Source organism: Verrucosispora sp. TAA-831, assembly GCF_050780145.1.
In the GTDB taxonomy this organism is placed as follows: Bacteria; Actinomycetota; Actinomycetes; order Mycobacteriales; family Micromonosporaceae; genus Micromonospora.
The window spans coordinates 6,495,527-6,508,839 of sequence record NZ_CP192240.1; the positions used below are offsets into that span (position 1 = coordinate 6,495,527).

General features: G+C 71.5%; 8 protein-coding genes. 6 read left to right on the plus strand and 2 right to left on the minus strand.

The window, feature by feature from the left end; all coding sequences use genetic code 11:
• Positions 1-180 precede the first annotated feature (180 nt).
• From ACQVFL_RS28905 to ACQVFL_RS28930, 6 genes are all read left to right on the plus strand, one after another.
• A complete protein-coding gene (locus ACQVFL_RS28905; protein ID WP_431728006.1) occupies positions 181-1,056 on the plus strand; it encodes an inositol monophosphatase family protein in 876 nt (291 codons plus the stop codon).
• Entirely contained in the window at positions 1,040-1,990 is a 951-nt protein-coding gene (locus tag ACQVFL_RS28910) for a Gfo/Idh/MocA family protein (RefSeq protein ID WP_431728007.1), read from the plus strand. Before ACQVFL_RS28905 ends, ACQVFL_RS28910 begins: the two co-directional genes overlap by 17 nt.
• A 102-nt stretch (positions 1,991-2,092) precedes the next feature.
• Positions 2,093-3,940: an AfsR/SARP family transcriptional regulator gene (locus tag ACQVFL_RS28915; protein ID WP_396698145.1), complete on the plus strand. Its 1,848-nt coding sequence runs from the start codon at positions 2,093-2,095 to the stop codon at positions 3,938-3,940.
• Positions 3,941-4,169: 229 nt separating this feature from the next.
• Positions 4,170-8,351 carry an ExeM/NucH family extracellular endonuclease gene (locus tag ACQVFL_RS28920; RefSeq protein WP_431728008.1) on the plus strand — a complete coding sequence of 1,394 codons (4,182 nt, stop codon included), beginning with the start codon at positions 4,170-4,172 and terminating at the stop codon, positions 8,349-8,351.
• 83 nt (positions 8,352-8,434) lie between these two features.
• Complete coding sequence (locus ACQVFL_RS28925) at positions 8,435-9,067, plus strand: hypothetical protein (protein WP_396698141.1); 633 nt, start codon at positions 8,435-8,437, stop codon at positions 9,065-9,067.
• Between the two features lie 68 nt (positions 9,068-9,135).
• Positions 9,136-10,179 carry a WxL protein peptidoglycan domain-containing protein gene (locus tag ACQVFL_RS28930; protein ID WP_431728009.1) on the plus strand — a complete coding sequence of 348 codons (1,044 nt, stop codon included), beginning with the start codon at positions 9,136-9,138 and terminating at the stop codon, positions 10,177-10,179.
• 35 nt (positions 10,180-10,214) lie between these two features.
• On the opposite strand, the gene ACQVFL_RS28935 is transcribed toward ACQVFL_RS28930, so the two are convergent.
• Both ACQVFL_RS28935 and ACQVFL_RS28940 read right to left on the minus strand, forming a co-directional pair.
• Positions 10,215-11,657: an ATP-binding protein gene (locus ACQVFL_RS28935; RefSeq protein ID WP_431728010.1), complete on the minus strand. Its 1,443-nt coding sequence runs from the start codon at positions 11,655-11,657 to the stop codon at positions 10,215-10,217.
• Positions 11,654-13,312 carry an FAD-dependent oxidoreductase gene (locus ACQVFL_RS28940; protein ID WP_431728011.1) on the minus strand — a complete coding sequence of 553 codons (1,659 nt, stop codon included), beginning with the start codon at positions 13,310-13,312 and terminating at the stop codon, positions 11,654-11,656. Before ACQVFL_RS28940 ends, ACQVFL_RS28935 begins: the two co-directional genes overlap by 4 nt.
• Position 13,313 lies beyond the last annotated feature (1 nt).

Sequence of the window (13,313 nt, forward strand, 5' to 3'; positions counted from 1 at the left end):
AGCACAAATGCTGGCCCGCAGCGCAGCGGAGGGGCGGCATGAGCGAGCACAGCGAGCGAATCATCAGGCCCAGCACAAATGCTGGCCCGCAGCGCAGCGGAGGGACGGCATGAGCGAGCACAGCGAGCGAACCATCAGGCCCAGCACAAATGCCGGCCCGCAGCGCAGCGGAGGGGCGGCATGAGCGTCGGGGCGGCTCCTACTGATCTGCGGAATCTCAGCGTCCGTGCGGCGCGGGCGGGGGCGGACGCGATCCGCGAGGTGTGCGACCGGGGGGTGCGGTTGTCCTACAAGGGCGGCGCGGCCCAGAACCCGGTCACCACCGCGGACCACGCCAGCGAGCGGGCCATCCTGGGTCTGATCGCCCGATCCCGGCCGCAGGACGCGGTGCTGGCCGAGGAGTCCGGGTTGACCACGGGCTGCTCGGGCCTGCGCTGGATCGTCGACCCGCTCGACGGCACGCTGAACTTCAGTCACGGCCTGAGCCGCTACGCCGTCAGCATCGCCGTCGCGGCGGACCGGGGCGACACCGGCGGGGCCGACGGGCGGGGCACGGGCGACGGCGGTCGGGTGGTGGCCGCCACCATCCTCCAACCGGCCACGGGCGCCTGTCTGGTGCTCGGTGGTGGCGAGGTGCGCGACGGCCGGGACGTCCCGGTGACGGTGGACCGGACGTCGGTGCCGGGCCACGCGTTGGTCGCGTTCGCGGTCCCCAACACGGCCGGTCCGCGCCGTCAGGCGTACCGGTTGCTGAGTCTGGTCGCGCCCCACGTCGCCGACCTGCGGAACTCGGGCTCGACCGTCTGCGACCTGGCGGCTGTGGCCACCGGTGAGCTGGACGCCTTCGTCAGTTTCGACCCGGCGCCGTGGGACATCGCCGCCGGTACCGCCCTGATCGAGGCGACCGGCGGTACGAGTCGGCGTTGGCGGCGGGCGGGACGCCGCGTCTTCGCCACCGGCGCACCTGCGGTGGTGGCGGCGCTGACGGACTGGCTCGGCCCGACCGGAGACGAACGCCCCGACGAGGAGGAGTGGCGAGATGACCAGCAGTCCTGATTTCCGACTCGCGTTGGTGGGTGCCGGCCGGATGGGCCGGCACCACCTGCGCGCGCTCAGCGGCAACCGGACGGTGGCGGTCACCGCAGTGGTCGATCCGGTGCCGGCGGCCCGGGCGGCGGTCGCCGGGCTGCCGACGTACGCCTCGGTCGAGGACCTGCTCGCCGAGACCGTGCCCGACGGTCTGCTGGTGACGGCGCCGACCGGTCGGCACGGCGCGCTGATCGCCACCGCGGCCAAGGCCGGACTGCCGGTGCTGTGCGAGAAGCCGGCCGGGCTGACCGCCGCCGACGCGCGGGAGGCGGGCCGGGTGGCCGGTGCGGCGGGTATCCCGTTCCAGGTGGCCTACTGGCGCCGTTTCGTGCCCGCGCTGGGCGAGCTACGGGACCGGATCGCGGCCGGTGAGCTGGGCGAGATCCTCTTCGTGGCGGCGTTGCAGTGGGACGGTGAGCCGCCGGGGGCGGCCTTCCGCACCGGCAGCGGCGGCATCTTCGTCGACATGGGAGTGCACGAGTTCGACCAGATCCAGTGGTTGACCGGGCAGCGGGTGGTCCGGGTCGCCGGTCAGGCCGCCGGGCCGGTGACCGATCCGGCGGTACGCGGGCACGACGTGGACAGCGCCCAGGCGTTGCTGGGCCTCTCCGACGGTGCCACCGCGCTCGTGTCGTTGGGGCGGCACCACCGGGGCGGGGACATGGCGAGCGTGGAGGTCTTCGGCACCCGTGACCACGTACGCCTGGCCTTCCTCGACCCGGCCGACGGTGACGCCACGATGTACGCCGCGTTGGCCCGTCAGGCGGAGGACTTCGTGGACCTGGTACGCACCGGACGGTCCACCGGGGCGGGCACGGCGGATGCGGCGGCGGTGCTCGACGCTGCGTACCAGGCCAGCGCGGCGGTGTCCGTTTGCGGTGTGACAAAGCCCGATCGGTGACTGTTTTCATCATCTGGTGGCCGTGTTACTACTCCCTCCCGGCGGGGATTGCGAATTGAAGAAATCGCTCACCGGCGATGTCCTGCAGGGGGAGAGAATTCGATGCAGTTCAATGTGCTCGGCCCGTTGACATTGGCCACCGAGGCTGGTCCACTTCCGATCAACGGAGCGAAACCCCGGTCTCTGCTCTCCATCCTGCTGATGAACCCCGGCCGGACGGTGGCCACCGATCGCCTCATCGACGGTATCTGGCCGACCTCCCCGCCCGCCTCGGCGCTGCACAACGTCCGCACGTACGTGCACCGGCTGCGGCAGCTCCTGCACCGGGTCGGGGACTCGGCCGACCGACTGGTCCGCGACGGCACCGGTTACCAGTTGCGGGTCGAGGAGGACGAACTCGACCTGTTGCGATTCCTGCGATTCGTCGACCAGGGACATCGGGCGGCCCGGGAGGACCGTCTGGACACCGCCGTCGACATGCTCGGCAAGGCCCTCGACGAGTGGCACGGTCGACCGCTGGAGGATCTGCCGGACCTCGGCACCGACGTCACCGCGTTCGCCGTGGCGCTCCAGGAACAACGCCGGGGGGCGGTGACCGCGCTGATCGACGTACGGCTGCGACTCGGGCAACCCGCAGCGGTCATCCCGCAGTTGCGGCAGATGGTGGCCGAGGAGCCGCTCGACGAGCCGCGACAGGCCCAACTGGTCGTCGCGCTCACGCTCGAAGGCCGGGTCGCGGAGGCGCTCGCCGCCTACCAGGAGGCACGGCGGGTGATCGTCGACGAACTGGGGATCGATCCGGGTCCACCCCTCCAGGGGGCACTCCAGCTCGCGCTCGACGCCGACTCGACCGAGGTCCGGTCGCCCGGCGGTCGGACGGCGGTCCTCGGGAGCGGAACACCGCCGCCGACCGTCCCCGATCCGCCGGCCGGTCGGCGGGCCCTGCCGATGAAGCCGCCCCGCCTCGTCGGACGGGATGCCGCGGCCGGACAGCTACGCGCCATCGCGGACACCGTCGGCACCGACGAGCACGCGGCCGTCGTGCTGGTCACCGGGGCACCGGGCGTCGGCAAGTCCAGCTTCGCCGTGGCCAGCGGCTACGAGCTGGCCGAACTCTTTCCCGACGGGCAACTCTTCGTCAGCTTCGACCACGCCGCCGGTACGCCCCGGAGCACCGCCGACCTGATGCGGGAACTGCTCGTCGAACTCGGCGTCGCGCTGACCGACGTACCCGAGGACGTCCGCGAACGCGCCGCAGTGCTGCGATGCACGCTCGCCGATCGGCGACTACTGCTGATCATCGACGACGTCGAGTGTGCCCAGCAGGTCCGGCCCCTGCTCCCGGGTGCGGGCCGCAGTCTGGTGCTGATCACCAGTCGGCACCGCCTGCTCGACCTCGACGTGGGATGGCGACTGAACCTCGGGTCGCTGAGCCGGGGCGACGCGGTGCTACTGCTCGCGACCATCGCCGGTGAGCAGCGGGTACGCGAGCAGCCGGAGGTGTTCGGCCGAATCGCGGCGGCCTGCGACGAGTTGCCGTTGGCGCTGCGGATCGTGGGGAGCCGGATCGCCGCCCAGCCCGGCATCGCGCTGCCCAGCTTCGCGGAACAGTTGGAGCAGGAGGAGAACCGGCTGGAAGAGCTCGTGGTCGGGGACATCTCGGTCCGGCACAGTCTCTCCGGCAGCTACCAGGCGCTCACACCCCAGACGCGGGCCGCGCTCAACACGCTGGCCAGCAGTGACTCACTGATCACGCAGTCCAGTGCCGGCGACATCCTGCACCTGCCCCGACCGCTGGCCAACCGGGTGGTGGAGGACCTGGTCGCGCACAACCTGCTGGTGCCGGTCGACTCGGACGGCACCGGGCAGCGTTTCCACCTGCCCGTCCTGCTGCGCATCTTCGCCCGCGAGTGCGCCACCCCGCGCGTTCGACTCTCGCCGGTCGCCTGACCGGTATGCGTTGGGCCGGTGCGGAGGGCATCGGCAGGCACCTTGACGAAGTCGAGCGCGTCGACGCCGGGCACGACAGCGCTCGCGGTAGCGCGGAACCGGCGATCCCGGCAGGCCAGGCCGGTGGTCCACGCCACCGACTTTCCCCTGCTTTAGTACATCTGGTGGCTCCCGTACGGACACCGGCGGCGCTTATCCTCCCGAGGTCTAACCCTCGGAGGCCGCGCACATGCAGCGAAGAAGAAGTACACGACTACTCACAATCCCGGGCGTACTGGTCACCGCCGCCGCGCTCACCCTCTCCAGTGGCACCGCCGCGTTCGCCGACCCGGTGCCCACGACGCCGTTCATCAGTGAGATCCACTACGACAACGTCGGCGCGGACGTCGGCGAGGCGATCGAGATCGAGGCGCCGGTCGGCTTCGACCTGAGCGGTTGGCAGATCGTCCTCTACAACGGTGCCAACGGGGCGCCGTACAACACCAGGACGCTCAGCGGCGCCGTCCCGGCGGCGGGTGTCGTCGTCGCGTCGTACCCGGCCGACGGCATCCAGAACGGCGCGCCCGACGGCGTCGCGCTGGTCAAGCCCGACGGCGGGGTCGCCGAGTTCCTCACCTACGAGGGCACCTTCACCGCGGTCGGCGGCCCGGCGAACGGCCGGACCGGTGTCGACATCGGTGTGGAGGAGACGGGCTCCACACCGGTCGGTCACTCCCTTCAGAAGATCGACGGCACCTGGCGGCCCCCGGCACCGAACAGCTTCGGGGTGCGCAACAGCGGCTCCGGCCCCGGCCCCGATCCGGACCCGGATCCGCCGCTGGGCTGCACCATCACGGTCGACCGCACCATCGCCGAGGTCCAGGGCACCGGTGACGCCACGCCGCTGGCCGGCACCCGGGTCACCGTCGAGGGCATCGTCACCGCCGACCACCGCACCGGTGGCTACAACGGCGTCTACGTGCAGACGGCGGGCAGCGGCGGGGAGCGCACCGTCGCCGCCGGGACCGCCTCGGACGCGGTCTTCGTCTACCTGACCACGAACACCGCCAACCACCCGTCGGTCGCGATCGGCGACCGGATCCGGGTCAGCGGCACCGCGAGCGAGTTCAACGGCCTCACCCAGCTCACCATCGGCGCCAAGAGCGACGTCCAGGTCTGCGAGCAGGACGCACCGCTGCCCGCCCCGGTCCCGGTCGAGCTGCCGCTGAGCGACGGCGCCCGCGAGTCGGTCGAGTCGATGCTGGTCGCCCCGGTCGGCGCGTACGCCGTCTCCGAGGTCTACAACACCAACCGGTTCGGCGAGGTCGTCCTCACCGCCGGTGACAAGCCCGCCGCCACCCCCACCGACAAGGCCCGCCCCGGCTCGGAGGCGGCCCTCCAGCTCGCCGCCGACAACAAGGCGCGCCGACTGCTGGTCGACGACGGCAAGACCACCAACCTGGCCAACGCCGGGCTGCTCCCGCCGTACGTCTCCCCGGCCGCCCCGCTGCGGGTCGGCGACTCGGTCGAGGCGTTCGGTCCGTCGGTGCTGTCGTACGCCTTCAACGAGTGGCGTCTACAGCCGACCCGTCCGGTCGACGCCGACACCCCGCCGGCCGCCCGGACCACCTTCAAGTCCACCAACCCGCGTACCGCCGCTCCGGTCAACGTCGGCGGTGACCTGCGGGTGGCCAGCTTCAACGTGCTGAACTACTTCGTCCACTTCGGCGGAGACGCACGCGGTGCCGCGAACGAGGCGGCACTGGTCAAGCAGGAGGCGAAGATCGTCTCGGCGATCAGCGCGCTGGACGCCGACGTGGTCGCGCTCCAGGAGATCGAGAACTCGGTCCGGTTCAACACCAACGACCCGCAGCAGGCGCTCAAGCGCCTGGTAGCCGCCCTGAACACCGAGGACGGCGCGGGCACCTGGGACTACGTCCGCACCCCGACCGAGCTGCCGGGCGCCGCCCAGCAGGACGTCATCACCACCGCGATCATCTTCAAGCCGGCCAAGACCCAGCCGAAGGGTCCGTCCCGTTCGGTGAACGACGAGTCGGTCTGGTTCAACGCCCGCGAGCCGCTGGCGCAGACCTTCACCGCCGGGCCGCTCGACTTCACCGTGGTGGTCAACCACTTCAAGTCCAAGAGCGGCGCCGGTTCCGGCGACAACGCCGACGCCGGGGACGGTCAGGGCGGCTGGAACGGCGACCGGGTCCGGCAGGCCACCGCGCTGGCGACCTTCGTGGACCGGGTCAAGACCGACAGCGGCACCGACAAGGTGCTGCTGCTGGGTGACTTCAACTCGTACACCCACGAGGACCCGATGCAGGTCCTCTACGGCAAGCAGTACGCCAACCTGAACGACACCGGCAAGACGAGCTACGTCTTCGGTGGCGAGTCCGGTTCGCTGGACCACGCCCTGGCCTCGCCGTCGCTGGCGGACCGGGTGACCGGCGTGGACGTCTGGCAGACCAACGCGGTCGAGTCGTACGCCTTCCAGTACGACGGCCTGGCCTCGTTCTTCGCACCGGACCCGTACCGGGCCAGCGACCACAATCCGCTGATCGTCGGGCTCAACACCGGGGCCGCCCCGGTGGACCTGCAACTGCTGACCATCAACGACTTCCACGGTCGGCTGGAGTCCCCGGCCACCGTGAACGGTCAGCCGGTCGGCGGTGCCGCCCAGCTCGCCGGTCTGGTCGACCAGCTCCGGGCGCAGAACCCGAACACCGCCTTCGTCTCCGCCGGTGACAACATCGGCGCGTCGACCTTCATCTCGGCGATCGACGACGACAACCCGACGATCGACTTCCTCAACCAGGCCGGGCTGACCGTGTCGGCGGTGGGCAACCACGAGTTCGACAAGGGCATGACCGACCTGACCGACCGGGTGATGGAGCGGGCCGACTTCCCGATCCTGGGCGCCAACGTGTACCGGGGCGACTCCCGGGCGCTGCCCGCGTACTCGGTCAATACCATCGGTGGGGTCAAGGTCGGCTTCGTCGGCGTGGTCACCGAGCAGACCGCGTCGCTGGTCAGCCCGGACGGCATCGCGGGCCTGACGTTCCGGGATCCGGTGGCCGAGGCCAACCTGGTCGCCGCCCAGCTCAAGGACGGCAACCCGGACAACGGTGAGGCCGACGTGGTGGTGCTGCTCGCGCACGAGGGCGCCGCCACGGAGAACATCGACTCCCCCGAGGCCCTGGCGAACGACCCGGTCTTCGGCAAGTTCACCCGGGTCGACGCCACCATCGACGCCATCTTCAGCGGCCACACCCACCAGCCGTACGCCTTCGAGGTCCCGGTCCCGGGCACCGACAAGCTGCGTCCGGTGGTCCAGGCCGAGGACTACGGCAAGCGGCTGGGCAAGGTCACGCTGACCTTCGACCCGCAGTCGGGCTCGGTCACCGCCGCCGACGCCTCGCTCGTCGACGTGGTCGGTGCGCCGCAGGACCCGGCGGTGGCCGACATCGTGGCCGCCGCGAAGGTCCGGGCGGAGGAGCTGGGTCAGCGCAAGCTCGGTGAGATCACCGCCGACATCCGGCGGGCCTACACCGGCGGCAACGAGGACCGGGGCAAGGAGTCGGCGCTGGGCAACTTCATCGCCGACGTGCAGCTCGCCGGCACCGCTGACGCCGGCCGGGGCGGGGCGCAGATCGCGTTCATGAACCCGGGCGGTCTGCGGGCCGACCTGCTGTACCGGACCGACGGCACGGTGAGCTACGCCGACGCGTTCTCGGTCCAGCCGTTCTCCAACGACGTGGTCACCAAGTCCTACACCGGTGCCGAGATCAAGCAGGTGCTGGAGCAGCAGTGGCAGCCGGCGGGCGCGTCCCGTCCGCTGCTCTGGCTGGGCGTGTCGAAGGGCTTCAGTTACACCTACGACCCGGCCGCCGCGCAGGGCTCGCGGATCACCTCGATGCAGCTCAACGGCGCGCCGATCGACCCGGCCGCCACCTACCGGGTCACGGTGAACTCGTTCCTCGCCGCCGGTGGGGACAACTTCACCACCCTCGGTGGGGGCACCGACCGGGTCACCACCGGCGACAACGACCTCACCATGCTGACGAACTACCTCGCCGCCAACTCGCCGGTCACCGCGGACACCACGCCGCGCTCGACCGTCGGGCAGGGCGACCCGGAGTGGGACGTCACGGTGCAGGCCCGCAGCCAGTGCATCGGCACCAACGCGTACGTCTCGGTCAGCGCCCAGAACGCCGACGACGTGGCACTCACCATCGAGCTGGTCACCCCGTACGGCTCGCGCAAGGTCACCGATGTGGCTCCGGGCAAGACCGCCTTCCAGGCGTTCAACACCCGGGCCAAGACGGTGGCGGCCGGTACGTCGACGGTCAAGGTCACCGGTACCGTCAACGGCCAGCCCGTCACCACCGAGGTCGAGGCGCCGTTCCCCGCTCTCACCTGCGGTTAGTTGTCTCGCGGTGGCGGTGCCTGCGGGTGCCGCCACCGCACCATCCCCCGTTCGACAGACATGAGCACCAAACGGAGCATCGAATGCACACAAGGAACCACAAGCGCCTGATCGCGGCGGCTGCCGCCGGTGCGCTGCTGGCCGGGTCGGTGGCGCTGGCGTCGCCGGCGCTGGCCGAGCCGGTGGACAGCACCGACGTCCGCGTCACCGTCGACATCGAAGAGGTCAAGGAACCGGGCGTGCTCGCCATGTCCATCGCGGGCAACTCGGTGGCGCTGACCGAGGACGGCTCGACCCTGCTGGTCCGTCAGTTCACCGGCACCCTGCCGACGGTCACCGTCACCGACACCCGGACCGCCGACGAGGTGCCCGAGGGCTCCGCCTGGGCGGTGCTGGGCAGCGCGACCAACTTCGTCGGCAGCAGCGGCCAGGACCCGATCAGCGCCGGACACCTGGGCTGGAAGCCGCGCCTGATCGACGGTGGCGACACCGGCCTGGTCAGCGAGGGCGAGGAGGTCGTCACCGTGCTGGACGAGCCGACCCAGCCGGGCAACAACGTCGGCCTCACCGACCAGGAGCTGCTGGTCTCCACGTTCGACTCGGGCGCGGTCGCCGGTGACGCGTACTCGGTCAACGCCGGGCTGTTCCTGCGTACCCCGGCCGACGTGGCCGCCGGGTCGTACACCTCGACGCTGACCCTCTCCCTGTTCGAGTAATGCCCTGGTCGGGGGAGCCGCCTCGGGCGGCTCCCCCGGCCGCACCCCTACCGCCGAAGGATCCCGCCATGTTCCGAACCTCGCCGCCGCGAACGCTGTCACGGCTGCTCGCCGTGCTGGCCGTGGTGCTCGTCGCCACGCCGATCGCGCCGGCCGGTGCGATGGCGGAGCCGACCACCCCGACCGTCACCTGGGCGGTGCAGCCGGCCGACCGCAACGGCCCGGACGGACGGCGGTGGATCGAGCACACCCTCGACCCCGGGCAGGTCATGACCGAACACCTGGCGGTCCGCAACTTCAGCGACTCCTCCGTGGTCTTCTCCCTCAAGGCAGCCGACGGCTACCTCACCGACAAGGGCCGCTTCAACATGCTGCCCTCGAACGAGACGTCGGTGGACGGCGGCACCTGGATCGAGGTGCAGGAGCAGGTCACCGTCGGCGCCAAGCAGACGAAGGTGGTGCCGTTCACCATCACCGTGCCGGAGAACGCCACCCCGGGCGACCACCCGGCGGGCATCGCGGCGACCGTCACCAGCACCGGCGGCACGGTCGCCGTGGAGAGCCGGGTCGGCTTCCGGGTGATGATGCGCGCCAGCGGCACGATCACCGCCAGCCTGGCGGTCGACGGGCTCACCGCCACCTACACGCCCTCGTGGAACCCGTTCTCCGGCGGCACGGTCCAGGTCAGCTACACCGCCACCAACAACGGCAACGTCGCGGTGACCGGCGGCGGCGAGGTGACCGTCCGCGAACTGTTCGGCCTGGCCGGGCGGCAGACCCCGACCGAGGTCGACGAGATCCTGCCGGGCGGCCAGAAGACGTTCGAGGCCCGCGTCGACGGGGTGTGGGGGTTGGGCCGGATGCGGACCACCGTCGACCTCACCCCCGCCGTGCTCGGCGGCGACGCGACCGGCGCGGTGATCCGTCCCGCCTCGACCAGCGTCACCACGTGGAGCGTGCCCTGGGCGCAGCTCGTGCTCCTGCTCGCCGTCGTCGCGCTCGTGGTCGTCGTGGTCGTCGTCCGTCGGCGCCGTCGGCGGCGACTCGCGCAGATGCTCGCCACCGCCCGTGAAGAGGGCCGGGCCGAGGGCCGCAAGACCACCGTCGGCTGACCGGCCACGCGGCGTCCGCCAGGCGGGGTGCCGGGTCAGCCGGTCGGCGGCGACTCCAGGTCGGTCGGCAGCAACACCCGGAAGACCGTGTCGCCGGGCGTGCTCGTCACCCGGATGTCGCCGTGGTGCTTGTTGACCACGATCCGGTACGAGATGTCCAGCCCCAGCCCGGTGCCCTCGCCGACCGGCTTGGTGGTGAAGAACGGCTCGAAGATGCGCGGCCGGATCTCCGCCGGGATACCCGGTCCGGTGTCCACGATGTCGACGGCCAACTGGTCGTTGACCAGGCCGGTGCGGACGGTCAGCGTGCCGCCGTCGGGCATCGCGCCGAGGGCGTTGTCGATCAGGTTGCTCCACACCTGGTTCAGCTCGGCCGCGTACGCCGGGATGGCCGGCAGGCTCCGGTCGTACTCCCGGACCACCCGTACCCCGGCCGGGACCTTCGCCTTGAACATCACCAGCGTGGCGTCGAGCAGTTCGTGCACGTCCACCACCTGGTACGGCGCCCGGTCGAGCTGGGAGTACTGCTTGGCGGCCCCGACCAGCGTGGAGATTCGGATGGCCGCGTCGGCGATCTCCGCCATCAGCAGCTCGGTCTCCACCGCGTAGGTCAGCCAGCGCACCGCCGCCTCGACGTCCTCCGGCCCGACCGCCACCCGGACCCGCTCCAGCCAGTCGACGTCCAGCCCGGCGCTGACCAGCGTCTCCGCCAACTGCCAGCCGGAGGTGAAGCCCTGCTCGTCGAACCAGTCGGTCAGCGCGTCCTCGGCGTCGGTGGCGGCGAGGGCGGGAAGTGGCGTGGCTTTCGCCGCCCGTTCGGCCGCCTCCTCCTGGAGGGCGACGAGGGCGTGCAACCGTCGGCCGTCGATCCGGCCGTCGGCGATCAACGCCAGCTTGTGCCGCATCGCGGCGATCCGCTCGCGCAGGCTGGAGGTGGCGCGCACCGCCGCGCTCGCCGGATTGTTCAGCTCGTGGGTGAGCCCGGCCGACAGCGAGCCGAGGGCCAGCAGCCGCTCCCGCTCACCGATCAGCGTCTGGGTGTCCCGCATGCCGATGAACATGCCCTCCAACAGGTGCATCGCCATCGGGAACCAGGACCGCACCGCGTGCGCGAACTTCTCCGCCGGCAGCACGAAGAACTCCGCGTCGGTCAGCGCCCACATGCTGTTGCGATACAGCCGGGCGTCGCCCACGTACGCCTGGGTGGCACCGCCGTACGCGCCGCGCTGCGAGGTGCGGCTGATCTCCACCTCGTCACCGTGCACCATGCGGCAGAGGCGTACCGTGCCGTCGAGCAGGACGAAGAAGCACTCCGCCGGGTCGCTCTCCCCGTAGACCAGCTCACCTGCCGCCCGCCGCTCGACCCGCCCCTGACCGGCCAGGAACGCCAACTGCTCGGCGTCCAGCGACTCGAACAGGAACAGCGTCCGCAGTTCCTCGACTGTCAACCGCTGCGGCTCCGGGCCGTCGGTGGTCATTGCGCCTCCAGGTAACGGTGCACCAGGGATACCGCCATCGCGCCCTCGCCGACCGCCGAGGCCACCCGCTTCACCGACGCGGCGCGGACGTCACCGGCGGCGAAGACGCCCGGCAGGCTCGCCTCCAGGTGGTACGGGTCGCGCGGCAGCGACCAGCCGGGCGGCCGACGTCCGCCGGGGACCAGGTCCGGCCCGGTGACCACGAAGCCCCGCTGGTCGCGGACCACCGTGCCGTCCAACCAGCCGGTACGCGGTTCCGCGCCGATGAACACGAACAGCCAGGAGGTGTCCACGTCCCGCTGCTCGCCGGTGCGGGTGTCGCGCAGCGTCAGTCGTTGCAGGTGTTCGTCTCCGGCGGCGGCGGCCACCTCGGTGTGCGGGTGCACGATCACCTGCTCGATGCGGCCGAGTTGCTCGATCAGGTACTGCGACATCGAGGCGGTCAGGTCGGCACCCCGGATCAGCAGGTGCACGCGCTGTGCGTACCGGGAGAAGTAGACCGCCGCCTGCCCTGCGGAGTTGGCCCCGCCGACGATGTAGACGTCCGCGCCGACGCAGCTCGGTGCCTCGCTGGCGGCCGAGCCGTAGAAGACCCCCCTGCCGGTGAAGTCGTCCAGGCCGGGCGCCGCCAGCATCCGGTACGACACGCCGGTGGCCAGCACCACCGAGTGCGCGGCCAGGCTCTGGCCGTCGCTGAACCGCAGCACCCGGGCCGAGCCGGCCTCGTCCAGGCCGACCACCTCGCGGGTGCTGAGCAGCTCGGCGCCGAACTTGAGCGCCTGCCGACGGGCCCGGTCGGTGAGCTGCGCGCCGGAGACGCCGTCGGGGAAGCCGAGGTAGTTCTCGATCCGGCTGCTCTGTCCGGCCTGCCCACCGGTGGCCAGCCGCTCGACCAGCACCGTTCGCAGCCCCTCGGACGCGCCGTACACCGCCGCGCCCAGCCCGGCCGGGCCACCACCGACCACGATCAGGTCGTAGAAGTCCGCCGCCGGGGTGACGGTCAGGCCGATCAGCCCGGCCAGCTCCGCCTCCGCCGGAGCCACCAGCGTCTTGCCGTCGCCGGTGACCACCAGCGGGACGTCCGCCTCGGTCACCCCCGCCGCCGCGAGCAGCCGCGCCCCCTCCGGGTCGTCCACCAGCAGCCAGCGGTACGGCACCAGGTTGCGGGCGAGGAAGTCACGGATCGCGAAGGACTCGGCGGACCACCGGTGCCCGACCACGCGGATCTCGGTGGCCGCCGCGATCGGGCTGGCCGACCACGCGTCCAGGAGCGAGTCGACCACCGGATAGAGCTTCTCCTCCGGCGGGTGCCAGGGCTTGAGCAGGTAGTGATCGAGGTCGACCAGGTTAATCGCGTCGATCGCCGCGCCGGTGTCCGCGTACGCGGTCAGCAGCACCCGGCGGGCCGCCGGGAACAGGTCCATCGCCGCTTCCAGGAACTCGATCCCGGTCATCTCCGGCATCCGGTAGTCGGCCAGCAGCAGGGCCACCTGCTCACCGCGCAGTTTGATCTCCCGTAGCGCCTCCAGCGCCTCCGGGCCGGCGTTGGCGCGCACCACCCGGTACCGGTCGCCGTAGCGACGCCGCAGGTCCCGGGAGACGGCCCGCGACACCGCCGGGTCGTCGTCGACGGAGAGAATCACCGGGTTCGCCATG

Bases quoted from the DNA above. Each gene is read 5' to 3' on its own strand.
- ACQVFL_RS28905 (WP_431728006.1), top strand. From the start codon at position 181: ATGAGCGTCGGGGCGGCTCCTACTGATCTGCGGAATCTCAGCGTCCGT.
- ACQVFL_RS28910 (WP_431728007.1), top strand. From the start codon at position 1,040: ATGACCAGCAGTCCTGATTTCCGACTCGCGTTGGTGGGTGCCGGCCGG.
- ACQVFL_RS28915 (WP_396698145.1), top strand. From the start codon at position 2,093: ATGCAGTTCAATGTGCTCGGCCCGTTGACATTGGCCACCGAGGCTGGT.
- ACQVFL_RS28920 (WP_431728008.1), top strand. From the start codon at position 4,170: ATGCAGCGAAGAAGAAGTACACGACTACTCACAATCCCGGGCGTACTG.
- ACQVFL_RS28925 (WP_396698141.1), top strand. From the start codon at position 8,435: ATGCACACAAGGAACCACAAGCGCCTGATCGCGGCGGCTGCCGCCGGT.
- ACQVFL_RS28930 (WP_431728009.1), top strand. From the start codon at position 9,136: ATGTTCCGAACCTCGCCGCCGCGAACGCTGTCACGGCTGCTCGCCGTG.
- ACQVFL_RS28935 (WP_431728010.1), bottom strand. From the start codon at position 11,657: ATGACCACCGACGGCCCGGAGCCGCAGCGGTTGACAGTCGAGGAACTG.
- ACQVFL_RS28940 (WP_431728011.1), bottom strand. From the start codon at position 13,312: ATGGCGAACCCGGTGATTCTCTCCGTCGACGACGACCCGGCGGTGTCG.